The sequence below is a fragment of the uncultured Dokdonia sp. genome, assembly GCF_947492535.1.
In the GTDB taxonomy this organism is placed as follows: domain Bacteria; phylum Bacteroidota; class Bacteroidia; order Flavobacteriales; family Flavobacteriaceae; genus Dokdonia.
Genome location: NZ_CANLNH010000012.1, coordinates 15,044 through 41,000, shown reverse-complemented (window position 1 = coordinate 41,000; position 25,957 = coordinate 15,044). Strand labels below are relative to the sequence as shown.

Here is a 25,957-nt window from a genome sequence, read left to right as displayed (position 1 = left end):
CGACAATTATGATATATTTTTTATTTATTTTTTTGAGATAATTGATTTTAATATAGTTATTGCTCTTTTTCTATAAGATACAATCCCATTTTTATTTTCCAATATGGCACTTGCTCTTCAAAGTAGGTAAAGTACGATTTTAAACTAGAAGCATCTTCAACCTCATGTTGTGCTTTCTTGATTTGTGCTATTTCTTGTGTCGTTATAAACTGATCAAAATCGATATGCATACCACCTTCATGTAATTTGAGAACATGATTAAATATAGACCCTAGGGTAAGATTTCTGGCTTCTGCGATTTCTTCTATAGAGAGTCCTTCTTCAATATAGGAGCGAGTTTCCTCATGTGTTTTGCCAACTTTGGTTTTTTTTGGTTTTTTAATATGTGATTTAATTACATGGAGGAAATCGGCGGCATATCGTTCTAATTTTGCTTGTCCAACACCACTTATTTGAAGGAATTCAGCCTCCGTTGTTGGCTCTTGATCTTCCATATCTTTAAGACTGGCATCACTAAAAATGATATACGCAGGTACATTCTCGTCACGTGCTAACTCATTGCGTAATTCACGAAGTTTTTCAAATAAAGTGCCTTTTGGTTTTTTCGGTTTTCGTTCTTTAACAATTTCAACAATGGGTTGGATGAGGTTTGCTAGTTGTACCTTCTCTCCTTCAAATAATACCTTTTTAGCTAATGGTGTGAGAAGGAGTCGTCCGCTTTCGCGAAAGCGTATTTCTAATAACCCCTGATTGATGATTTGAATAATGTATTGTTGTAAATCTTTCCAAGCGATATTTTTAGCAGCACCAAATGTTTTGATATGTTGATATCCTTTGTCGTAGACGGAAGCATTTTGAGCACCTCTAAGCACATCTATCACCATTCCTAAAGCTTCTTGTTCTTTTAATCGAACGACGCCAGAAAGTACTTTTTGCGCAATGATAGTGCCGTCAAAGTATTCAGGGTTGTTTTTGCAGATATCACAATTGCCACAGTCTTCTGCTAGAAATTCACCAAAGTAATTTAGCAGCACTTTACGACGACAGCTCAAGGCTTCTGCATACTGTTGCATGCGATCTAGTTTTGCGGTTTGGTATTCAATATTGGCACTGTTTTCTATAAACTTACGTAGTTGTATCGTGTCTGCATAACTGTAAAAAAGCAAGGTGTGCGATGGAAGGCTATCTCTACCTGCACGGCCTATTTCTTGATAATAGCCTTCGATGTTTTTAGGCATATTATAATGAATCACCCAGCGAACATTACTTTTGTCAATACCCATTCCAAAAGCAATAGTTGCAACAATAATTGGAGTTTTGTCATTGATGAAATCTTCTTGGATTTTTGCACGTTCTTGTGCGTCAAGTCCAGCATGGTATGCTTTTGCAGTATGATTTGCATCTTGTAGTTTTTGTGCAAGCTGCTCTGTACTTTTTCTGCTCAAGCAATAAATGATACCACTTTCAAAAGGATGACTATCTAAAAAAGTAAGGATTTGTTGTATTCTTTTTTGCCCAGGTCTTACATCCAAAAATAGATTGGGTCTATCAAAAGAGGCTACATAACGCTTTGCTTGTGGTATTGAGAGTTGTTCTGCAATATCGTCTTGTGTTGAAACATCTGCGGTAGCTGTAAGTGCTACTAAAGGGGTTTTTGGAAATCTATTTTTAAGATACCCTAATTGTGTGTAGGCGGGTCTAAAATCATGTCCCCAAGATGAAATACAATGGGCTTCATCTATGGCAATTAAACTGATCTGAACTTCTTGTAATAATGCATCTAGTAATGATAAACTTTCTGGAGCTACATAAATAAGATCGAGTTGATCTTGTTTTAAGTCTTGCGTTACTTTTTCAATTTCTTCTGGTGCTTGTGTGCTGTTATAGTATGCGGCTTTGATGCCATTTGCTCTCAAGGCATCCACCTGATCTTTCATAAGGGCGATAAGTGGTGAAATGACAAGAGCTGTTCCAGATAATGCAAGCGCAGGAAGTTGAAAACACATGGATTTTCCTCCACCCGTTGGCATGATGACTAGTGTGTCTTTTCCTGCAATGATATCTTGAATGATGTCGAGTTGGTTTTCACGAAAGTGATCATACCCAAAATGGGTTTTAAGAAGCGTATGTAGTTTGTCTTTTTCTGTAGTCATAGTCAAAGTGCAAGCTACTAAATATGTAATGTAATTAGAATAATTCTATAGATAAATATAGGGTCTTTATAAAATGACAATTTTTTTGATAACAGTTTTTTGTGTATCGTCTATGGATATAAAGTAAATGCCGCTAGCGATGTCAGAGATGTTGATGGTTTGTTCCTGAATTGTGCTGTCAAAATGTTGTTTTTTAATCACTTTTCCTTGTATATCTATAATAGAAATAGCTATTTCTTGTTGGTTTTCTGGATGTGTAAAATGAATAGCATTTGTTGCTGGGTTTGGATAGAGTGTAATGTCATTAATCGTAAATTCATCAAGACGTAAAGGGTGAGACCCTTCAATAATATTGATTGTTTGATTGCTATCGATGTTTTCAATATGATCTATCATGCCGCTTAACCAAGTGACTTCGATATAATCGACGGTTGTTGCGTCACCCAGACCGAAAAACTCTGCATTGCTATTCTGATTCATATATCCTTCTCCACATAATGTATACCCATAATATACATGGTCTCCTACACCTACTTTTATTTTTGAACCAATCCCCATTTTATTACTTGTGGTGCCTTCTAATGTTACTTTAAGCCAATTATTATCTGTAGTAGATGTATTATTCCATAAAGATATAGGTTCATTGTTTGCATTGATGACTACAATGTCTTGTAATCCATCGTTCTGAATATCTCCTATTGCATTTGAATAGCTAATAAACTGATCATCTTCGATACCTGTATTTGTAGATATACTATAAATTCCTTGACCATCATTTAAGTATAGAGCAGAAGATAAAATTCCTGTTTCTCCTGAAGCACTAGCACTTACATATAAATCTTTGTGACTATTGTTTAATGCATCTAGAAAAACAGCTCCCCACCCTATGCTCTCGAAACGAGTTCCGTTTTCTAAGGCGATATTAGTAAATGTACCATCGCCGTTATTTACTAAAAATGCATTCCCAGCAGTAGCATCCTCAAAAAATGGAGGAAAAAGATTAGTTACATAAATATCTAACCAGCCATCATTATTGTAGTCGTCTATTGTAGTAGACATTGCGCTCATAATCAGATTTGTGCCAGATACAAGACTAACATCGGTGAATGTTCCATTACCATTATTCCTGTAGAGGGAATTGGGGCTTATCTCCTTGTCATTTGCAATATAAATATCTTGATGTCCATCGTTGTTATAATCAAAAAATGCTGAACAAAAAGATATTTGTCCTTGAAGTGGTATCCCTGCACTTTCTGTAACGTCTATAAACGTTCCGTTTCCATTATTGCGAAAAAGAAGGTTTCCATATTCTTGATCAAAATCTCGCACACTAATAAAAAGATCTAAAAAACCATCATTATTATAATCTCCCCATGACGATCCCCAATAAGGAATATTTGTATCTGTATCTGGTAATCCTGAAGAACTTGTCACATTGGTAAATATATTGTTCCCTTCATTTCTATAAAGCCATAAGTACCCAAGATCGCTCGTAGCAAAAAAATCGTTATCTCCATCGTTATCTATATCTACCCAAATGGCATTTCTGGCTTGAATATTATTGCTTGTTATCCCTAAATCTATAGCTTGAAAATTGCCATTTACATTTTTAAAAAACTGAAAATCATTAATCGCTGATGCAGGCATTGTGATATCGTCCCATCCATCTTTGTCGAAATCAAAGAAAGAAATACTTGGTCCTAGTACACTTGTGCCATAGATAGTCTCTTGGTCAAAGAGTACAGATTCATCATTTCTAAATTCAACCTGCCCAAATAGGTATTGTACACTAAGAATAAGAAAGAGTAATAATCTCTTCATAGTAAAGCAATTTAGTATCTCAAAGTACTAAATTTTTTTTAAATCTGAGATGATACTTTGTATAATATCAAGTTGATTATCTCTAAATGAATCGTACCTAAAATGAGTTTTGAGTACTATATGTATAGTGTCATTTTTACAACCATAAATAGCCATTAAGGTTACTAAGTATAAAGTTTATTGAACTACTATTTTTCTAACAGTTTTTTTGTCTCCTTCAAAAACGGACATGAAATAAATGCCAGGGACGACATCAGAAACGTCAATATACTTTTCTTGACTGGTGGTCTCAAATCTTTTTTCTTTTATAATTTTGCCTTGTATATCAATAATGTAGATGTTTATTGATTGTTCACTACCACTGTAAGTGATGTTAAAAGTATCTGATGTAGGATTGGGGTAGATATCAAAATTAGAGATATTAAAAGATTCAGTATCTAAAGGATTGGAGCCTTCTATAATATTGATTGTTTGATTAGCATCTATATCTTCAATACGGTCTATCATGCCGCTTAACCAAGTAACTTCAATATAATCGACGGTTGTTGCGTCACCCAGACCAAAAAATTCTGCATTGCTATTCTGATTCATATATCCTTCTCCACATAATGTATATCCATAATATACATTGTCTTCTATACCTACCTTTATTTTTGAACCAATCCCCATTTTATTACTTGTGGTGCCTTCTAATGTTATTTTTAACCAATTATTATCTGTAGTAGACGTGTTATTCCATAGTGAAATGGGGTCGTTATCTGCATTAATGACTACAATGTCCTGTAGACCATCGTTCTGAATATCTCCTATTGCATTTGAATAACTTATAAAACTATCTTCTTCAATGCCTGTATTTGTAGATATAGTGTAATTGCCTAGACCATCGTTAAGATAGAGTGCTGAAGAAAGTCTCCCGTCTGCACCATTTACACTACCACTTACATATACATCTTTATACGTATTATTTAACGCATCTATACATACCGCACCCCATCCTATACTGTCAAAGCGAGTTCCGTTTTCTAAAGCTATATTGGTGAATGTACCATCACCATTATTAAGCAAATAGGCATTGCCTACAGTAACATCTTCTTCAAAAGGCGGGTAAAAATTAGTTATATAAATATCTAACCAACCATCATTATTAAAGTCATCGATGGTCGTAGACATTGCACTCATATATAAATCTGTACCACTTTCGATACTTACGTCTGTAAATGTGCCATCACCATTATTCATATACAGCGTATTAGGCGTGATACATTTATCATTAGCGGTGTAAATATCTTGATCTCCATCATTATCATAATCAAAAAAAGAGGAGCAAAATGTAATATATCCTGCTGGATCTATTCCGGCACTTGTTGTGGTGTCTATAAATGTGCCATCTCCATTCCCTTGATACAATAAATTACCTTGTAATAGATCAGCATCACGTATGCTTATAAAGACATCTAAAATACCATCATTGTTGTAGTCTCCCCAAGAAGAGCCCCAGTATGGAATATCAATATCAGGTAATCCCGATGTGTCAGTTATATTAACAAATGTATTATCTCCATCGTTTCTATAAAGCCATAAATATCCAAGGTCACTCGTGGCAAAAAAATCATGATCTCCGTCATTATCTATATCTACCCATATAGCATGTCTCGCTTGAATAGCATTGCTTGTTATTCCTAGATCTATAGCTTGAAAATTACCATTTACATTTTTGAAAAATTGAAAGTCATGTAAATTTGATGCAGGTATCGTGATATCATCCCATCCATCTTGATCAAAATCAAAGAAAGAAATACTAGGACCTAATACGCTTACACCATATACAGTTTCTTGGTTGAAGAGTGCAGACTCATCATTTCTAAATTCAACCTGTCCAAATAGGTATTGTGCGCTAAGAATAAAAAAGAGTAATAGTCTCTTCATAGTAAAGCAATTTTAGTATCTCAAAGTACTAAAACTTTTTGAAAAACCTGAACTGCTTATTTTTAGAGAAAATGGTTAAGATATTTATCCACCTACATTATTTGGGTTATATCCTAGATATGGAACTTGATATTCTTTAAACGTAATTCCGTATTCTTCGAGTTCTTTAAGGATAGGCGTATAGACTTCTTTCTTGATAGGAAGTTGCACTCCTGGTGTTTTGATTTCTCCATTTAAGATGCGAAGAGTTGCCATGGCAACAGGAAGACCGACCGTTCTCGCCATAGCGGTTTCAACCTGATCATTTCCTATGCTTACCATAGTAGCATCTATTTGTTTGCGTTTTCCATCAAGTTCGTATCCAAATTTATGGTACATCACAATCATATCTTTGTCATCAGGAGCAAGTGTCCACTTGTCTTCTAGAATACGTTGTAAGCATTTTGCAGGAGTGGCATTTTTAAGGCCTAATTTTTTATCAGGATTGAAAATATCTAATTCAACCAATTTGTCCCAGAGTAAATCATCCTGATCTATTTTGAGATAGTGACGTAATTTTAATTCAACAGAATCAGTAGGCGAGTAGGGTAAGAAAAGATTTAGGAAATCTCTATAGCTCATAGTCTCTGTTTCTTGAAGTGTATAACTATCATCTGTCATACCCATCATCACAAAAATATGCCATGCTTTAGAAAACCCTACACGTCGTATCGTACCACGATATAGTGTGTCTATATCATCTAGGCCATATACAGATCTATATTTTAATGAATTTCTATTTGCATAGCCTTCAAAGCGACCATATCCTTCTATTTCTAAAAACTCAGTACGTCTAAAAAGGCGTTGATATGGGATGTACTTGTAGGCTCCTTCTTGTATAAACTCTGCAGCGCCTCCTTGTCCAGCAAGTACGACATTACGAGGATTCCAAGTAAATTTATAGTTCCACAGGTTGGTGTCACTTTCTGGAGCGACAAGACCTCCTGTAAAACTTTCAAACAGCATCATTTTACCTCCATTGTCACGTATACGGTCTATGACTTGCATCGCACTCATATGATCAATACCAGGATCAAGGCCTATTTCATTCATAAAAATGAGCCCTTTTTCTTTGGCAGCTTCATCTAGTGCTTGCATCTCTTTAGAAATGTAAGAAGCGGTAACCATCGATTTATTATAGGTAATGCAATCGCGAGCTACCTCTATATGAAAACGAGCTGGAAGCATAGAAACAACAATAGTTGCTTCTTGAATTGCTTTTGCACGTTGAGATTGATTAAATACATCAAGCGCTATCGCTTTTCCTTTAGGGTGATTGCCTACAAGTTTTTGTGCGTTTTCTATCGAAATATCACCCACAATAATTTCTAGATTCTCTGCGGTAGCTTTGTTAAGAAAATAATTTACTAGTTGAGAGGTGGATTTTCCGGCTCCTATAACTAAGATTGTTCTTGTAGACATATTGGTTGTAAATTTGTGGAGTACGAATGTAGTTATTTGATTAATTATATAACAAGTTATTTTTATGAATAAACGACTTTTAGTTACGGGTAGTATTTTAGGGTTTTTAGCTGTAGTGATTGGAGCATTTGGAGCACATGGATTGGAAAAGTCTTTAGATGCTGATGCACTTGCTACTTTTGAGACAGGTGTGAAGTATCAAATGTACCATGCATTATTAATGCTTTTAGTGTCTATTTTCGCTTTAAGCGAAAAAACAAAAAAAATAATTCATGTATTGATTCTTACTGGAGTTATATTGTTTTCAGGATCTATCTATGGACTTGCTACAAATGTGCTTACAGGCTTTGATTTTACAACGATAGGGATCGTGACTCCTATAGGGGGAACACTCTTAATTGTAGCTTGGGGACTCCTTATTGTTAAATTCTTCCAAATGAAGAAAGAGAAATAACATAAAAATACTGCTCCAACGATAAGGTTTTTTTTACCTTTGCGCTTTAAAAACAACACAACAAATACCATTTTTATGGCTTCTGACACTTCAGTTACGAAAACGATTTCGTTAAAATCTTATGGAATTGATAACGCAAACGCCCATTATCAATTAGAACCTCAAGACTTACACGCTATTTCTGTAAAGAATGATATGGGTAAGACAGCTTCTAGTGGGGCTCTTGCAGTTAACACAGGAAAGTTTACGGGACGATCACCATTAGATCGTTTTATTGTAAAAGATGCAAAAACCGAAGACTTAGTATGGTGGGGATCTATTAATATCCCTTTTGAGGCTGACGCTTTCGCGAAATTAAAAAACAAAATCACAGATTATCTTTCTAATAAAGAATTATATGTAAGAGATAGTTATGCATGTGCAGACGATAATTACAGATTGAATATTCGTGTGATTAATGAATACCCTTGGTCAAACATGTTTGCGTATAATATGTTTTTAAGACCTACATCTGACGAGCTTGAAAACTTTGACCCAGAATGGACGATTCTTAATGCTCCTGGGTTTTTAGCAGACCCTGAAGTAGATGGGACTCGCCAGAGTAACTTTGCTATTTTGAGTTTTACAGAAAAAACAATTATCATTGGAGGAACTGGATATACAGGAGAAATTAAAAAAGGAATTTTTTCTGCATTAAATTTTATTTTACCTGTAGAAAAAAATACGTTACCAATGCACTGTTCTGCTAATGTAGGAGACAATGGAGAAACTGCTATATTTTTCGGACTTTCTGGAACTGGAAAGACAACTCTTTCTGCAGATCCAAACCGTAAATTAATAGGTGATGATGAGCATGGATGGACCGCAGAGAACACAATTTTCAATTTTGAAGGCGGATGTTATGCAAAAGTAATCAACCTATCTGCCGAAAATGAGCCTGATATTTATAATGCTATAAAACCAGGTGCTATTTTAGAAAATATCATCATGGATGCTGAAGGGAATGTAGATTTTGAAAATACGTCTATTACCCAAAATACACGTGTAAGTTATCCAATTGATCATATCAATAATATCCAAGTGCCTTCATTGGCAAACAATCCTAAAAACATATTTTTCTTAACAGCAGATGCTTTTGGGGTACTGCCTCCTATTTCAAAATTAACACCTGGTCAAGCGGCATATCACTTTATAAGTGGGTATACAGCAAAAGTTGCAGGAACTGAAGCTGGAGTTACAGAACCGCAACCTTCTTTTTCTGCTTGTTTTGGGGCGCCATTTATGCCGTTGCATCCTACAAAATATGCAGAGATGCTAAGTAAGAAAATGCAAGAAGCTGGTGTAAATGTATGGCTAGTGAATACGGGTTGGACTGGAGGACCTTATGGGGTTGGGTCTCGTATGAAATTAAAGTATACAAGAGCGATGATCTCTGCAGCAATGAATGGAGAATTGCCATCTGAAGTTACACATGATGATTATCATGTACATTCAGTATTTGGAGTAGCGCAACCTAGAACATGTCCAGGGGTTCCTACAGAAGTATTATCTCCACGCGCAACGTGGAATAATGATAAAGGATATTATGAAACTGCGCATAAACTAGCGAAGTCGTTCAAAGAAAACTTTAAAAAGTTTGAAGCATATGCTAATGAAGAAATTATGAATGGTCAACCACCGTTAGGTTAGAAATATAATATAAGGAGATTTATTAAAATCTCTTTTTTCAAAAACTATTAAGATCTCTTGATAGTTTGTTTAGGGATGAAAGGCGATTGTTTTTACAATCGCTTTTTGTTTGTAGTAAATTCAATTAATAATACGTTAAATTGATGTGATTTTCAGCAATACAATTTGTATTCTTAAGTTTATAATAAAAACTGCAGCATGCGCAAAAAAATAAAAGCTCTAATACTTTTAATAGTTATTACTTTATTGGTTATCGTTATTTCTAATTATTCCATAGAGTCTTATGCGAGTGACAAAACGTTTAGTGAGGTTTCTGAGATTCAAAAAAATAAAGTAGGACTCGTTTTAGGAACTTCCAAGCTTTTACAGAATGGGCACGTAAACTTATATTTTACATATAGAGTAGAAGCAACGGTCGCTTTATATAAAGAAGGTAAAATTGAATTTGTTTTAGTAAGTGGTGATAATAGTACGAAGGCATATGATGAACCTACAGATTTTAAAGAAGAACTTATAAAAAGAGGAATTCCCGAGGATCGAATATTTTTGGATTATGCAGGATTTAGAACATTGGATTCTGTAATACGAGCTAAAGAAATATTTGGGCAAGATAACATCACTATTATTTCTCAAGAGTTTCATAATGAACGTGCCGTGTATCTCGCGGGTAAAAATGATATCAATGCTGTTGGTTTTAATGCCCAAGATGTATCTAGACGTTATGGATTGAAAGTACAATTAAGAGAATATTTAGCAAGAACAAAAGTATTTTTAGATATACTATTTGGAGTAGAGCCTAAATTTTTAGGAGAGAAAATTGAGATAAAGTGATAATTATTTTTTGCTTGTAACTTCTCATAATTTTAGAATACTAATATGTATGAGCGAAGCATTTATTTTTTCTATTCTCCTTCTTGCAATTTGTATATATGGAGTTTTAAGTACGTTTCTAAATTGGGAATCATCTAAAAAAAGTTGGGCTAAAAAAAAGCCATATACTGTCTTTGATAGAGTTCTTGTACTTGTATTATTATTAATATCTATATGCTTTGTTATTTTTGTTTTAATTAAAGGGTATTAAGTACGTTGCTTATTTTCTTATTGATAAATGAGGTTCGAAAACTGCCAAATTGTAAATTTTCTATGAGTATGTTACGGAAAGTATATTCTTATTTTGAATTTGAAAAATATCCAAAATAAAATATACAACCACCCCTTCCATAGTTATGATGTTTTCGTTTTCTTGTTGACAAGGTATACACCAAGAATAATAATAATAGAGGCAAAGAGTTGCCAAATTGTAAATTTCTCATTGTCTAATAATCCCCACATGACGGAGATGATAGGCATCAAATAAGTGACTGAAGAGGCAAATACAGGATTGCTTATTTGCACTAGTTTATTGAACATCACCTTTGCCATGGCGGTTCCAAATAATGCTAGTATGACAATATATCCTAGTGATATTTGTACTTCTTGAGAGCGTAATACTTCTTGATTAAAGAAATCAGAATAGGCCAATAAAATCAATGCAGGAGGAATTAAAAATATAAAATTTCCGGTAGCAATAGCAATGGCAGAAATGTCCTGCATATACCGCTTAATAATATTGACATTAAGTGCATACATGACGCCTGCAATAATAACTAATAATGCATACCAATAGTTCTGACTAGGGTTGATACTGGCGCCTATAAGAATCAAAGCAGTTGCTCCACTTAAACCTACTAAAACACCGACTAATTGACGTTTTAAGAATGTAGCGCCAAATAGGACTAAACCTAATAAAAGGGTCAATAAAGGTACGCTGGAGTTTAATATGGCGGCAATAGCACTGTCTATTTCTGTTTCGGCATAGGCAAATAGAAATACGGGAAGACCTGTACCTAACACTCCAGAAACGATAATCCATTTCCATTCGTCTTTTTTAATGGTACGCAGGCTTTTCCAGCCAATGAGTAATAAGAAAAATGCAGTAAATAAAATACGTAAAGCCCCGAGTTGGATAGGTGTGAGACCTACGAGTCCTTTTTTGATGAGTATAAAAGAACTTCCCCAAATAATGGATAATATCACAAGATATATCCATTTTAATGTGCTGTTTTGCATTGCAAAATTTTAGATATGCAAAGTTCGGGAATTCCTTGGTGAGTTTATCAATTTATGCCTTTAAAAATAAATTACTTTCTATAAATTAGGTGGTAGTAACTTCTGTTTATAAAGAGAGTGGTAGGGAAATGATATGATTATTATAAGTTATTTTGTTGCTGGGTACGCTTTACCGTTTCACTCTCCCTTTGGTCGTGAATCTCGTGAGCTCGATTTCGCGAAAGCGTACTAATCTTTAGTTGACCATGTAATAGTTTCCATAAGGTGGCGAATATCATTTTTAAGATATACTGCCGCAGGGTATATGCTGTCGTAATTTGGTTTTACATTAAAATAAATAGAACCCGTAATGAAATGTGTTGTACTATCAGTTACATAAAACTGAGATTGAGATGCCGCATTTCCTCTCACATCGTAAAACATACCATATACATTTTGTGATTCATTCACATACTTCTCTTCAATTATATCGTCTGCTTTTATGACATGCTCATAGGTGAGTTTTTGAGCATCTCTTAATAAGGCGTTTATGTTATTATCTACTTTTCGATAGGTTAAGAATAAAGTGCCATCAAGACCAGGATATTTAATAGTGGCCGAGCAATTATCCTTAAAACTAGTCGTGCTTATATGATTATTTTCAAAGCTGTAATTACACTCAGAAGGAGCTACAACATAAGCAGCATTAGGATATTCAAGACTTAAAAATGCTTCTGGTTTTGGCAATACGTCATCTCCACAAGAAATGAATAGGATGCAACCCATTATGCTATATATGTAAGTACGTAAAGTCAAGGTCGTATTGTGAATTTAATTTGTTTTATGCGTTTTTTGTCTATGGCTTCCACTGTAAACGTATATTGCTCATAGTTTATTACTTCATTCTTTCTAGGAAATCCTCCAGATATCTCTAATATAAAACCAGCAATTGTTTCTGCTTCTCCTTTTTGATTTTCAAAGATACTATCATCTTCTAGATGTATGATACGGTAAAAATCTTTTAAGGAGGTTTTTCCGTCAAATACGTAATTGTTGTCATCTATCTTAGAGTAGATGATATCCTCATCATCAAATTCATCACTGATATCACCTACAATCTCTTCAATAATATCTTCTAAAGTAATGATCCCACTGGTACCTCCATACTCGTCTACTACAATAGCAAGATGGTTTTTCTTCTCTTTAAACTCAGCAAGTAAATCGTCTAATTTTTTATTTTCTGGCACAAAATTAGGTTCACGTAATAAAGTAGTCCATTCAAATTTCTTATCAGAAAGATGAGGTAGTAAATCTTTTACGTATAAAATACCTACAATGGTATCTATACTATCTTCAAATACTGGAATACGAGAATATCCCTTATCTGTTATTTGTGCTAAGATATCTGTATAAGAATCTTCTTTATTTAATGCAAATACATCCATGCGAGGACGCATGACTTGTTTTGTGTCAGTATTTCCAAAAGCAACAATGCCTTGTAGTATTTTTTGTTCTTCTTTAGTGGTGTCTCCTTCACTGGTAAGCTCTAATGCTTGTGATAATTGATCTACATTAAAGTTTGATTTTTGGTCTCCTAGTTTCTTATGTATCTGTAATGTAATGTAACGCATTGGACCACTTAATGGTGTGAAAATGACATCTAATACACGAAGGGGGGTTGCCATGAAACTTGCAAACTTAATATTATTACGACTCGCATAGATTTTAGGTAAAATCTCACCAAATAATAAAATCAAGAATGTAATAATGATGATTTCGACAATAAATCTCACTGAGATACCCAGAAATGTAGTGTTAATGTCATTAAACAAAACATCGCCTACGCTTGCAAAAAGGAGCACAATAGCAATATTGATCGTATTATTTGCTACTAATATAGTTGCTAGGAGTTTTTTGGGCGTCTGTAATAGTCTTGCAACTATTTTTAATCTAGGATTTTGTTGGTCTGTTGCTTCAGGTTCTTCTAAATCTGTTGGCGTTAATGAAAAGAAAGCAACTTCAGCACCACTTATAAGAGCTGAGCATATAAATAATACTACTAGCAGAATACTACTAATAAGAATGGTACTATCAAATGCTAATACTATAAATAAGGGTTCAGGGTCAGGATCCAATCGTCTTTAAGTTCGTTATACGTAGTTTTAAAATGGGAGGTCATCTACATCTTCTGCAGGACTCGTCTGTGAAGGTGTTGATGGTGGTTGTTGAGCTGGTTGCGATGACTGAATAGGTTGTGATGATTGTGTAGGCGTATTACTTTGTTGTTGTCCCTCTCCTTTAGGAGTAAGAAATGTAAAATCTACACATTGTATTTCAGTGCTATAACGCTCTAGACCTTTGTCATCCGTCCATTTACGAGTTTTTAAACGACCTTCTATATATACTTTATCTCCTTTTTTGAGATACTTTTCGCAAATTTCAGCAGCTTTATTTCGTACAACAATGTTATGCCATTCAGTATTGCTTACACGTTCTCCTGTTGTTCGATTGGTATATTCTTCATTAGTTGCTAATGGGAAACGTCCTATGCTATTACCTCCTTCAAAGTAGTGCATTTTTACTTCGTCTCCTGTGTGACCAATGAGAATTACTTTATTAATAGTTCCTGCCATATTGTTAAATGTACAAAATTATACGTTGCGATAAAAGCGCTTTATTTAGAAGTCAAAGGTATCAATAAAGTTAGAGATAAGTACGGGTACTGGATAAGATCTTATTCGTAAAAATTAATTTAGAGAAGTCTGTAAAATGTACTCAAGATGTCTAGTTGAACCTATCTTCTAATCCCGCTTTTTCAGCGAAATCTTGGTTTAATTCTTCGACACTTAGGTCGATTCTGTATATTCGGATTTAGAGCTTCTTCTAGGATTTAATCCCTTTTGTCGTATTAATTTCTGTAGTATTATCTGTTAGTTTTTCTATATTGACAAACCAGAATAGGACTATGACTTTTATAGAAAAACTGAAGAAAGGCCTCTATTAGAATTTTCTAAAAGAGACCTCGCTAAGCAAACTAAACGTTGTGAGTAAAAGAAATAACTATTTAGATAATTTCTATTTCTTTACTATAAGTGGTTAAACCATTTTTTACTTTAATGCTGTAACTTCCTTTATAAGCTTTCTTAAAATTAAAAGACTTATGAATAGTCTTGTTATCATTAATTGTTTCAGAAAAAACAATGCGTCCAAAACCATCTCTGATAGTAATTTTTACAGGATTTAAATCCAAATTTAAAAGGATTACAGAAACTTTTTCATCTTTTTCTCTAATGACTAAATCATCTGCAATGGTTGTGGGATTTGATTTTTCAGTAGCTACAAATGTTTTTAATGTTGTAGCGTGTATGTTTACACTAGTGATTAAAAGTGCAAGGAGCAGTGATAATTTTAATGTGTTTTTCATAATATTCGATTTAAATAATTGATGACTAATTTATTATGATACAAACTTACATCAGGATTCTGCTCCCTGCTATTACATTATTTCCACATTAATGTTCTAAATTACCCGTTATTAAATTTAGGTTTTATCATTATGTTAATTTAGAACATATTTAGGATAATTTTCTAACGATTTAACTTCAAAAGCGTTTTTAACTTTAGCCATAAAAGCTTGATATGATTTTACAGAAACCTACTTTAGAAGCGATTACTCCCAATTTTGGAAATTCTTTTCTGTATCAGAAATTTGATAAGGAAAATAGAAATGATAATACCGTATGGCATTACCATCCTGAGTTAGAACTTGTATATGTAAATGGAGGTACAGGAAGAAGGTTAGTAGGTAGTAATCTTTCTTATTATACATGGGGGACATTAATTTTAGTAGGCAGTAATTTGCCTCATTGCGGATTTACCGATCATCAAACAGGCAATAAGTATGAAACTGTCATCCAAATGAAAGCTGATTTTCTTGGGGACGATTTTTTTAATATCCCAGAAATGGCCAATATTAAAAGACTTTTACAAGTATCAAAACGAGGTGTTGTTTTTTCAGGAGCTACGAAGGTAGAAGTAGGAGCTCTTATAGAAGAAATGGAAGATCAGTCTGATTTTGAACGCTTAGTATCGTATCTAAAAATTCTAAATAGACTAGCAATTACAAAAGAATTTAGAATTCTTAATGCCGATGGGTTTACCTTATTATCTAATGTAAATGATAATGATAGGATTAATTTAGTGTTCAATCACGTAAAAACTCACTTTAAGGAAGAAATTCCTCTAGAGCAGATTGCAGGATTAACGCATATGACGGTTCCGTCTTTTTGTCGTTATTTTAAAAAAATAACCAATAAAACATTTACTCAGTTTGTAAATGAGTATCGCTTAGTACACGCTTCTAAATTGCTCTCTGAACATGCTATGACAATCACAGACGTGTGTTTTGAAAGCGGGTTTAATAATTTCTCACACTTTAATAAAAGATTTAAAGCTTTTACAGGCCAAAGCCCTTCGGCATATAGAAAACAAATTAAGACGATCCTAGATTAGGAAAAATAGGCTTCTATAAATTTATCAATAAGCACAGGTACAGGATACGAATTTATGAATTGAATTTCTATAGCATCATCTGTTAGTTTTTCAACATCTATAATCCAAAAAGTAGTATGTAAATGCTGATGTGATAATTTATGAATGATAGGCGTTGTATTATATGGATATACGTTTTTTATGATATATGAAGCCGTTTCTTTCAGGAAGGGTTCGCTTTCGCGAAAGCGGTTAATATCAAACTCCCCTTCAATCATTGGAAATTGATATAAACCTTGCCAAATCCCCTTTCCAGTGCGTTGTTCAATGATTGTTTTGTGATCTGGAGATCTAAACACTAAATAGTGTAGATGACGATTTTTTACTTTTGCCTTTTTGAGCTTTACAGGTAAGGAAGCGATGCTATTCTTTTGTAAGGCAACACACGAATCATTAAAAATACAATGCAAACAATATGGGTTTTGAGGTTTGCATTGTATCGCACCAAATTCCATAATTGCTTGATTGAAATTTGCAGGTTGCTCTTTGTCTATAAGTTCTTGAGCAAGTGCTTTAAACTCTTTAATGCCTTGTGTGCTATTAATAGGAGTACTAATGCCAAAAACGCGCGAAAGCACTCTATATACATTTCCATCGACGACTGCAGTAGGTTCATGAAAACTAATGCTTGCAATAGCACTAGCGGTATAATCGCCAACCCCTTTTAATTTTAATAATTCCTTATAGGTATTAGGAAAAATACCATCACATTCTTCTATGATATATTTTGCAGCGGCATGTAAGTTTCTTCCGCGAGAATAATACCCTAAACCTTGCCATAATTTTAATACTTCTTCTTCAGAGGCGTTAGCTAAATCTTTTACCGTTGGAAAAGCTTTTGTAAACTTCAAATAATAGGGGAGTCCTTGTGCAACTCTAGTTTGCTGAAGGATGATTTCAGATAGCCAAATCCGATACGGATCAGTGGTCTCTCTCCAAGGCATTTCGCGCTTGTTTTCTAAATACCACGGGATAAGTTTTTTAGAGAATTTCAATAGGAAATAAAGGTTTTTTGTTGAAATATATACTTATCTTCTTATAATTTAAAAGATTATGCTTGAAAGTTTGAGTTTTTAATGCTTATATTTGCGAACTTGAAATTTTAACCCCTAAACAATAATTAAAATGACAAAAGCTGATATTGTAGCAAAGGTATCTGAAAAATTAGGTATCGAGAAGAATGACGTACAAGCAACTATCGAATCATTCATGAGTGAAGTAAAAACTTCTTTAGAAGGTGGTGATAATGTTTACTTAAGAGGATTTGGTAGCTTTATTATTAAAACAAGAGCTGAAAAGACTGGTAGAAACATTTCTAAGAATACTACCATCAAAATTCCAGCGCACAACATACCTGCGTTCAAACCTGCAAAAGTATTTGTAGAAGGTGTAAAGACGAACGTTGCAGTATAATTTAAGTAACCTAATAAAAGAATCATTTTATGCCAAGTGGTAAAAAAAGAAAAAGACACAAGGTAGCAACGCACAAACGTAAAAAAAGACGTAGAGCAAACCGTCACAAGAAGAAAAAGTAGTCTTAGACTACTTTTTCTTTTGAATTATATATAATGCCAATAATCTAAGGTACTTAGATTTCTAAATATATGTGCATAAAATGACTTCACTTAGTTTTGTATAGGTATACCTATGTGGTTACTATAACCAAAAAGTGATTGTTTTTTATTAGGTACATCTTTTTTAGATGTTATTATTGGTATATATTATTCATAGTTCTTTGACATCGTAACATAAAATGCCTTACACCTTGAGGCCTTCAAGTTACACCGTATTTATTACATTTTGTATACATAGTTATACGTTATGATACCTGTGATAAATTATTGTATAATCCATTTGTGATGCCTAGCATCATTAATGAAAATTACTAAAGAGTGAATAAAGAATTAATTATAAGATCTAGTTCCTCGGCAGTTGATTTTGCCTTATTAAAAGATGGAAGACTTATAGAACTTCACAAAGAAGAAGATGGAAATAAATTTAATGTAGGTGATATTTATATTGCAAACATTAGAAAAACAGTTTCTGGATTAAATGCTGCATTTGTTAATGTAGGTTATGAAAAAGATGCCTTTTTGCATTATCATGATTTAGGTCCAAAACTTCCAACTCTTCTAAGTTACATAAAACGTGTAAGCACAGGTAAATTAAAAGACTATTCTTTAAACAACTTTCCTTTTGAAAAGGATATAGACAAAAACGGTAAAATCGTTGATGTTTTAAAACAAAAACAAAGTGTACTGGTACAAATCGCCAAAGAACCTATTTCTACAAAAGGCCCTAGAATAAGCAGTGAGCTTTCTATAGCTGGTAGATATATTGTTCTCGTGCCTTTTTCTGATAGAATTTCTATTTCACAAAAGATAGAAAGCAAAGAAGAAAAAGCGCGTCTTAAACGATTAGTACAAAGCATCCGTCCTAAAGGATTTGGTGTGATAGTACGCACAGTTGCACAAGGAGTAAAGGTCGCCGAACTAGATAAAGACCTGCAAAATTTGGTAGACAAATGGGCTACCATGAGTAAAAAAATTCAAGGCGCACATCATCCTAGTAAAGTGCTTGGTGAAATGAATCGAGCATCCTCAATATTAAGAGATATCTTTAATGATACTTTTACAGGAATTACTGTAGATGATGAAACGCTCTATTATCAAATCAAAGAATACCTAAGCGAGATTGCTCCAAAAAAAGAGAGCATTGTAAAACTATATAAGAATTCAACTCCAATTTTTGAGAAATTTGGGATAGAACGACAGATTAAAACATCTTTCGGAAAAACAGTCTCAATGAGTAAAGGAGCGTATCTTGTTATAGAACATACAGAAGCACTGCATGTAGTTGATGTAAATAGTGGTAACAGATCAAATAAAGCAAAGAGTCAAGAAGACACCGCGCTAGAAGTAAATATGATCGCCGCTTCAGAAATGGCACGTCAACTTAGCTTAAGAGATATGGGAGGAATTATTGTTGTCGATTTTATAGACATGAACAATGCAGATAACCGTAGAAAACTCTTTAATCATCTTAAGGATGAAATGAAAGAAGATCGCGCAAAACACAAAATATTACCGCCTAGTAAATTTGGATTGATTCAAATTACTAGACAGCGAGTACGACCAGAAATGAATATTAAAACCCGTGAAGAAGATCCTAATGGATCTAAGGGAGAAATAGAAGCACCTATTGTAATGGTGCAAAAAATGGAAGGTAAACTCGATAAAATTCTTAAAAACGGTAACAATAAGGTGACGCTACATGCACACCCTTTTGTTGCAGCTTTTCTAACCAAAGGATTTCCATCTATTCGTTCTAAATGGTTTTTAGAACACAAAAAATGGGTAAAAATAATGCCCAGAGACGCTTACACGTATCTTGAATATCGCTTTACAGATAAAAGCGGTAAGGAAATTAAAATATAGAATTTAAACCCTGTTCCTGTAAAGGAATGGGGTTTTTTTATGCCCAAAAATAAAAGGAAATAGTATTTTTAACATTGTGATGCAACCTATAAAAACCTATACAGTAGAAGAGGCAAAACGAAGCTTAGAGCGCTATTGTGCTTATCAAGATCGTTGCCATCAAGAGGTGCGTAAAAAACTCTTAGAAATGCGTATGATACCTGATGCTATTGATGTTGTAGTGGGGCATCTTATCGAACATGAATTTTTAAATGAAGAGCGATTTGCAAAAGCATTTGTAAGAGGGAAGTTCAATCATAAATCCTGGGGAAAACAACGTATCATTAGAGAATTAAAACAAAGAAAACTCTCAGAATATACTATCAAAACAGGGTTGTTAGAAATTTCAGATGAAGACTATGAAAAGGTGTTTGATACGCTTTCGCGAAAGCGTATACAGCAATTATCTTCAGAAAAAGAGAAATACAAGAAAAGAAAAAAACTTGCTGATTATCTGCTGTATAGAGGATGGGAAGGAAACCTAGTATATGAAAAAGTGCGAGAATTAGTTCCTTAAAGACATTTAAAACTGTATCAATATAATTTAATCATTCGGCTTTTCTTTTCCTATTTTTTTTATGTGTACGCCCGGAATTCCATTTGTTGATAATCCTTCTATAACGATTTGTATTTGATTTGTTATATCAGAATTAAAAAAAGATATTGACGCTTCTCCTTCAGTATTAGTTGTGATATTAGGATTCCATAGGAGCGTTGTGCGATAATCTGTTTTATTTTGTTCACTATTCTTGACATCATATTTAGGATTATAAAACTCTTTAGAAACGTTATATCCCATAACAGAGTGTGTCCATAAGGGTTTATTTTCTTCAGAAGCACTATTAAATAAAATGTTTTTACCTCGCCTTGTTTCTATTGAAATAACACCTTCTGATCCTCTAGATCCATAAACAGCTGCTTTAGCTGGTTTTAAAACATCAATTCTGTAGATATCTAACAGCGATAATTGAGAAATAATACTAGGTATTTTTACGACACCTTGAGGATAGGGTAAAAATTTTCGAGAAGGACCATCACTTGAAACTACATTTTTATTAAAAATAGGTACGCCATCTAAAACCCATAGTGGTGCTTGAGATCTATTAATACTTACTTTTGCATCAATTCCACTTCCAAGTACAGAAACTCCTGGCAATTTGGCAATTTGTAAAATAAGGCTACCTATGTTATTTTTTTCAGTTATAAATAATGTAGCATCTGGTTCTACTCCATAAAAATTAGGTGTTTCTTTAAGTTTTTTCACCTTCTTTTTTCCTCTAAGGAAAACCTCATTTAACGCTATAGTTTTGCTTAAATCCAATAATGAATCTTCTCTTTTTCTATATTTTATTGTGTTTATATACTTTGAATTCTGTTCATTATCAATAAATGTTTCTAAGATGTTACTTCTGAAATTAGATACAGGAGGTTTTATTTCATTTTTATCGAGATAAACATTAGCCTTTACGATAGCTCCTTTTTCATTATACACTTTAAACATGAGTTTTGTAGAATCAATATTATTGAAATTTAAAATGTCAAATCGTCCTTTATAATCTGTTTTGGATGAATATAACCTAAAACTGTTATTAGATTTTGCAATCATATCTAATTTAGTATTGTTCAAAGTTTTATTTTTTCTATCCTTAATAATTCCAGAGATATGTAATCCTTTTGTAAATGAGAATTTCTTTTTTTCATTTTGCATACTTCCCCAATTAAATCTACGCCATCCATTAGTAAGCATCAATAAATCTAATTTTGCGTGTGTATTTTTATGTGTGTCTTGGAAATAAAATGCAGGGTTTTCTATATGTCCTTTTATGTCAGATTCTAATAGAAGTTGAGTTAAAATATTAGAACTATATTTATTTTTGTTGATTTTATCTGCATCAGTTACTGATATGGATAGATCTGTAGAAATAGGATTTCCATAAGGGTCTGTAACTTTGATATCTACTGTTAACTCACCTCTTGGCTTTAAATTTGCTTCATCTACTTGCGTAGTAATGACTAACTCTTCTTGATTATTTATAAATATAGCACGTTCACACCAAGGCTTCATATCTTGGTCCAAGAGGGTTAATGTCATAACGCCACTAGGGATACGTTTTTTTTGAATTTCGAAGTCAACTATGTTAGTATTTCCAAATTCTAATTGTGCTTGATAATACTTTTGATTTCGTACATGTCCAATAATATAAAATGCATTACTTCTTAATGCTTCGGTTGCCTGAACTTTCACACGAATAGTACGCTCATTTTTATTGTCTATAGAAAATGCATAACCTTGATCTTGTATTTTAGGAAGAGATACTTCAGAGTTATCTTCTAATATAGCCTTGTATTGTTCTCCTTTTTGAGGATTTAAGTTAAATATTCCAGCACCTTTATGGAGGGAATTTATATGAGCTATGGTTGTTCCGTTTGAATCGACTATTCTTCCTTTAATATTAACACCTAATCCGTCTGATCCTATTGCTTTAAAAGCAATAGTATTGTTTATTCCAGCAATGGCATTGCCTCCTTCTGGGAAGAACTGTAAATCAATGGAGTCTTTTTTTGAAATGGGATGAGACTCGATATTTTTATTATCTACTATTTTTATTGTCTTAGTAAAAAAGAACGCACTATTTTCATTACGCATCCAATTAGTATATGATCGTAATTGATAGATACCTACTTCAAGGTTTTTAGGGATCGATATAGTGCCATAACCTCTTCCTTCTATTAGTTCTTGTTTCTGTGTGCTTATAATTTCTCCATTTGGATCTATAAGATCAATATGAAGGACATTACTAGCTAGAGAATAGTTATGATAAGAACCTAAAGTAACATAAGCGCTGTACCATAAGTTTTCCCCAGAAATACATATGTCTTTATTTGTATGTAGATATACCTTCTCTATTTTAGTATGATCATTATGTATTTGGAATTGTTTATTAAGTTTTTCTATAAATGTATAATTAGAGATGTCTGATTGTTCTATAGCAATCTGATTTCTACTATTTAAAAAGATAGACTCAAAAGCATTGTTTTTTTCAAATGAGGTAATTACCTCTTCTTCAACAGGAGTACGTTTTATAATAGGGTTATCCTCCCAAAACTTCTTATTATAACCTATTTCATCTAAACGCTGCCAATCACTTATATTTTTTTCAAACTGTCGTCCTAATTTTTTTTTATTAGTAGGAATGTAATATTCAAAGAAATTAAGACTTGATTTTGAAGATATATGAGTTTGAAAAATATTGTCTTGGTAATAATCAAATTCTTGCTTAACATCTATATAATCTATGACAAGACCTAAAATGGAATCAACTTTAAATGTCATTTCATATGATAAGTTGTAATTTCTTTTTGTAGTATTTTTTTTAGTTAATCGTATTAATTCAAGATCATCTCTTGAAATTTCCCCAGTTACTTTTAATACATCATGAGTTTTTGTGTCTATATATACTTCTCCTTCAAATGAAGGAATAGATGGGTTTTTTTCTTTAGGTTCAAACCAAAGTACAGCGACGGTATTATCTTTAGATTTGATTTTTTGTAGTGTTTTTATAGTATATAATTTATCTAAGTGCTTGTTTAAGGGAAATAAAATTTCTTCAGTATTTGGTTGAATTGATTTTAATAATTTAGAAAGTAATGTGTAATTTTTATTATTTATTTTTTCTTCTTTTATAGCGTAACGACCTTCAATAATATCCCATTTTTCGATACCTGCGGTAGAGTACTGGGCATCATAAATGATTTCAGAGAATTCGGAATAATCTTCATCATTTTTAATAGTTTGACGATAGAATGCTGTCCCAAATTTGTTAGTAGTAGATGATTTTATTGTTTTTTTGAATGCCTTTTTTGCAAGGTCAATAGCATAATTATCTGTTCCTGATATAATAACTTCATTTAAAGTATTAATACGCGGAATTAATTGGACTTGTGCTGTTTTTGTGTCTGAAAGTGTTATAACTTGTGATTCGTAATTTAAATGAGAAAAAACAAGTTGAACAGGAAAAGAGTTGATCTGAATGACAAACTCTCCAAGCTCATTAGTTGCCGTTCCAGTATATGTATTTGCTAATTTAATATTACAATTGTAAATAGGGTTGCCTGTACTGATATCTATAACTTTACCTTTTACTTTGTGATTTTTCTGTAGTAATACATTTGAAACATTTTTTTTAAGAATAATTTGATGGTTGATTATTTTAAAATTTATATCATCTTTCTTAAAAAGTTTTAATAACACATAATTTAATGATTTGTTAGTTGCTTTAACAGTTACCTTTTGAGCTAGGTTAATATCTTCATTTCTATAAAAGAATTTGTATTCAGTTATGCCTTCTATGGTCGCTAATGCTTTTTCAAGTGTAACTGATTCTAAATCTACAGTTACTATATCTTGATCAGATTTTAAGGTGCTTGCATTTCCAATTTTGGAAATAAAAAATAGACTGATAAGTAATCCGAAAGATGTTTTATAGATTATAGTTCTCTTATATTTAGTTATTTTCATGTATTGTAAAATTTAATTTTACTTAGCATCCATTATGATTTTCTGTCCAAGTATTTGATATTCAAATTCAGATAGCTCATTAAATGTATCTAGTACTTCGATGATAGTTTCTGTTGTAAAAGTTCCTGTATATCTTGTGTTATTTAGTTTTGTTGATTTGTTTTGGATACGAATATTATAATGACGTTCCAGTTTTTTAATAATATCTTCAAATCGATCATTTTCGAAATATAATTTCCCAAAATTCCAAGCAATATCCTTTTCAATATTGGTTTCTTTAACATTAAAGACCTCTCCTTTTACAGAAACTTGTTCTCCAGGTTCTATAATAATATTTTGCATTTCGTAACTGTTAATAGAAGGTCTCTTTACTGCTAAACTTCCTTCTTCTAAACTTACAAATGACGTCTCATTATTGGGGTAATTTGATACGTTAAATCTTGTTCCTAATACTTTTATATCCATCTGTTTCGTAGATACAATGAAAGGGAATTCTTTATTTTTACGAACATCAAAAAAAGCTTCGCCATCTAAGATTATCTTCCTTCCGTCAAATAAACTAGGAAATTTTATCATACTACCTGAATTAATATTAATTAAAGTTCCATCAGGTAATTTCGTTTTTAATTGTTTCCCGTTAGGTACAATAAGTTGACTAACCGAGTTAAATGGATGTTTCTCTTGTATTCTAGCTTCAAAGAATAAGGTATCCTCTTTTAAAGTGGCGATAAGATCTCCTTCATTATTAAAAATTTTCTTTTTTAAAGAGTCATTAATTATTGCTATGTTTTCGTCCCCTAGTCTTAATATAATTTCATTTTGAGCTATAGTATTGTTCGTTTTGAAAATAAAATAAGAACTAATAGATATTGCTATACATAATACTATTGATGCTGCATAGTGTAATATTTTTTTTTGTGTATTATATTTTGCAGTATTATTTATTGAATCTAACTTTTTTGACACTATATCAAAGGCATTGTCTGTGTCGATTGTCAAATAAGTATCGTTTAATTCTTGATTGGTTTTAATTAATTTTTCAAATTCTTTTTTATTCTCTGGATCTAGCATCCAATTTTCTAGTAATTTCAACTCTTCTGATGAAATGTTACTCGTTAAGTACTTTATAATAATTTTTTCCAAAATAATTTTAATTATGTATTCTATATGACGACAAAACAATAAATTACCCTTAACTTTTTTATATTTATTTTTAATGCACTTAACTTTTTTATTTCTTTTAGAAATTTATGAACGATAAATTATTATGGCAACTAATACAAAAAGATGATCATTTAGCTTTGAAAAAAGTGTTTGAATTATATTATAAAATAATGTGCTCTTATATTTTACAGTTTACAAATGATGTGAATGATACTGAAGATATAGTTCAAACGGCATTCATTAAACTTTGGGAAAAACGACATAAAATACATATTACAACATCTCTAAAATCATACTTATTTCAGACAGCTTATCATTTGTTTATAGATGAGACTAAAAAACAAAATCGTAAAGTATCTATGCTAGAAAAGATGAAATATGAAATTATTACTTCATATATAGAAGAAGATAAAGAAGTGAGTATAGAGCGATCAAAAAAAATTAGAAAACTTATAAATGACTTGCCAGATAAATGTAAAGAGATTCTTTTGTTAAGTAAAGAGAAGGGTTTGAAGAATAAAGAAATTGCTGTCGAATTAAATATCTCCATAAAAACAGTCGAATCTCAAATAAGAATTGCTTTCCAGAAAATCAGAAATAACTTCTAATAGATTTTAAATAATTGTTTTATAAAACTTTATGTGTTCTTATAGTA

General features: G+C 32.5%; 20 protein-coding genes. 8 read left to right on the top strand and 12 right to left on the bottom strand.

The features are described from left to right. Positions 1-56: 56 nt before the first annotated feature. From recQ to Q1A60_RS15340, 4 genes are all read right to left on the bottom strand, one after another. Positions 57-2,153 carry a DNA helicase RecQ gene (recQ, locus tag Q1A60_RS15355; protein WP_299766757.1) on the bottom strand — a complete coding sequence of 699 codons (2,097 nt, stop codon included), beginning with the start codon at positions 2,151-2,153 and terminating at the stop codon, positions 57-59. Between the two features lie 66 nt (positions 2,154-2,219). Further along, a complete protein-coding gene (locus Q1A60_RS15350) occupies positions 2,220-3,974 on the bottom strand; it encodes an FG-GAP-like repeat-containing protein (RefSeq protein WP_299766754.1) in 1,755 nt (584 codons plus the stop codon). A gap of 177 nt (positions 3,975-4,151) precedes the next feature. Then, positions 4,152-5,900 carry an FG-GAP-like repeat-containing protein gene (locus tag Q1A60_RS15345; RefSeq protein WP_299766752.1) on the bottom strand — a complete coding sequence of 583 codons (1,749 nt, stop codon included), beginning with the start codon at positions 5,898-5,900 and terminating at the stop codon, positions 4,152-4,154. Positions 5,901-5,984: 84 nt separating this feature from the next. Beyond that, positions 5,985-7,361 (bottom strand): saccharopine dehydrogenase C-terminal domain-containing protein, encoded by a 1,377-nt coding sequence (locus Q1A60_RS15340; protein ID WP_299766750.1) that lies wholly within the window; start codon positions 7,359-7,361, stop codon positions 5,985-5,987. A 64-nt stretch (positions 7,362-7,425) separates the two neighbouring features. Here Q1A60_RS15340 and Q1A60_RS15335 point away from each other — a divergent pair, with 64 nt between their 5' ends. The 3 genes from Q1A60_RS15335 to Q1A60_RS15325 all read left to right on the top strand — a co-directional run bounded on the left by Q1A60_RS15335 (position 7,426) and on the right by Q1A60_RS15325 (position 10,335). Next, positions 7,426-7,815 carry a DUF423 domain-containing protein gene (locus Q1A60_RS15335; protein WP_299766748.1) on the top strand — a complete coding sequence of 130 codons (390 nt, stop codon included), beginning with the start codon at positions 7,426-7,428 and terminating at the stop codon, positions 7,813-7,815. A 75-nt stretch (positions 7,816-7,890) separates the two neighbouring features. Continuing rightward, positions 7,891-9,504, top strand: a complete 1,614-nt coding sequence (gene pckA, locus Q1A60_RS15330) for a phosphoenolpyruvate carboxykinase (ATP) (RefSeq protein ID WP_299766746.1) — start codon at positions 7,891-7,893, stop codon at positions 9,502-9,504. A gap of 198 nt (positions 9,505-9,702) precedes the next feature. After that, positions 9,703-10,335, top strand: coding sequence for an ElyC/SanA/YdcF family protein (locus tag Q1A60_RS15325; RefSeq protein WP_299766744.1), 633 nt, complete (start codon positions 9,703-9,705; stop codon positions 10,333-10,335). A 393-nt stretch (positions 10,336-10,728) separates the two neighbouring features. Here the strand turns inward: Q1A60_RS15325 and Q1A60_RS15320 are convergent, their stop codons facing one another. The 5 genes from Q1A60_RS15320 to Q1A60_RS15300 form a co-directional block, all read right to left on the bottom strand. Continuing rightward, a complete protein-coding gene (locus tag Q1A60_RS15320; protein ID WP_299766742.1) occupies positions 10,729-11,613 on the bottom strand; it encodes a DMT family transporter in 885 nt (294 codons plus the stop codon). Between the two features lie 228 nt (positions 11,614-11,841). Continuing rightward, on the bottom strand, positions 11,842-12,378 hold the full coding sequence (gene gldD, locus Q1A60_RS15315; RefSeq protein WP_299766740.1) for a gliding motility lipoprotein GldD: 537 nt from the start codon (positions 12,376-12,378) through the stop codon (positions 11,842-11,844). Between the two features lie 26 nt (positions 12,379-12,404). Next, on the bottom strand, positions 12,405-13,727 hold the full coding sequence (locus Q1A60_RS15310) for a gliding motility-associated protein GldE (RefSeq protein WP_299766738.1): 1,323 nt from the start codon (positions 13,725-13,727) through the stop codon (positions 12,405-12,407). A gap of 27 nt (positions 13,728-13,754) precedes the next feature. Continuing rightward, on the bottom strand, positions 13,755-14,225 hold the full coding sequence (ssb, locus tag Q1A60_RS15305) for a single-stranded DNA-binding protein (protein WP_299766736.1): 471 nt from the start codon (positions 14,223-14,225) through the stop codon (positions 13,755-13,757). 431 nt (positions 14,226-14,656) lie between these two features. Then, positions 14,657-15,016 (bottom strand): hypothetical protein, encoded by a 360-nt coding sequence (locus Q1A60_RS15300; protein WP_299766734.1) that lies wholly within the window; start codon positions 15,014-15,016, stop codon positions 14,657-14,659. Between the two features lie 215 nt (positions 15,017-15,231). On the opposite strand from Q1A60_RS15300, the gene Q1A60_RS15295 reads away from it, so the two are divergent. Further along, positions 15,232-16,104: an AraC family transcriptional regulator gene (locus Q1A60_RS15295; RefSeq protein ID WP_299766732.1), complete on the top strand. Its 873-nt coding sequence runs from the start codon at positions 15,232-15,234 to the stop codon at positions 16,102-16,104. On the opposite strand, the gene mutY is transcribed toward Q1A60_RS15295, so the two are convergent. After that, the gene (mutY, locus tag Q1A60_RS15290) at positions 16,101-17,138 is read right to left on the bottom strand and encodes an A/G-specific adenine glycosylase (RefSeq protein ID WP_299766730.1); all 1,038 of its coding nucleotides are present in this window, start codon (positions 17,136-17,138) and stop codon (positions 16,101-16,103) included. The genes Q1A60_RS15295 and mutY overlap by 4 nt on opposite strands. 130 nt (positions 17,139-17,268) lie before the next feature. On the opposite strand from mutY, the gene Q1A60_RS15285 reads away from it, so the two are divergent. The 3 genes from Q1A60_RS15285 (at position 17,269) to Q1A60_RS15275 (ending at position 20,136) form a co-directional block, all read left to right on the top strand. Continuing rightward, complete coding sequence (locus Q1A60_RS15285) at positions 17,269-17,556, top strand: HU family DNA-binding protein (protein WP_089370712.1); 288 nt, start codon at positions 17,269-17,271, stop codon at positions 17,554-17,556. A gap of 479 nt (positions 17,557-18,035) precedes the next feature. Then, on the top strand, positions 18,036-19,580 hold the full coding sequence (locus tag Q1A60_RS15280) for a ribonuclease E/G (protein ID WP_299766728.1): 1,545 nt from the start codon (positions 18,036-18,038) through the stop codon (positions 19,578-19,580). Positions 19,581-19,659: 79 nt separating this feature from the next. After that, entirely contained in the window at positions 19,660-20,136 is a 477-nt protein-coding gene (locus Q1A60_RS15275; RefSeq protein WP_299766971.1) for a regulatory protein RecX, read from the top strand. Positions 20,137-20,163: 27 nt separating this feature from the next. Here the strand turns inward: Q1A60_RS15275 and Q1A60_RS15270 are convergent, their stop codons facing one another. After that, positions 20,164-24,138, bottom strand: coding sequence for a carboxypeptidase-like regulatory domain-containing protein (locus Q1A60_RS15270; RefSeq protein WP_299766726.1), 3,975 nt, complete (start codon positions 24,136-24,138; stop codon positions 20,164-20,166). Positions 24,139-24,156: 18 nt separating this feature from the next. Beyond that, on the bottom strand, positions 24,157-25,281 hold the full coding sequence (locus Q1A60_RS15265; RefSeq protein ID WP_299766724.1) for a FecR family protein: 1,125 nt from the start codon (positions 25,279-25,281) through the stop codon (positions 24,157-24,159). A gap of 107 nt (positions 25,282-25,388) precedes the next feature. Here Q1A60_RS15265 and Q1A60_RS15260 point away from each other — a divergent pair, with 107 nt between their 5' ends. Continuing rightward, positions 25,389-25,910 (top strand): sigma-70 family RNA polymerase sigma factor, encoded by a 522-nt coding sequence (locus tag Q1A60_RS15260; protein WP_299766722.1) that lies wholly within the window; start codon positions 25,389-25,391, stop codon positions 25,908-25,910. Positions 25,911-25,957 lie beyond the last annotated feature (47 nt).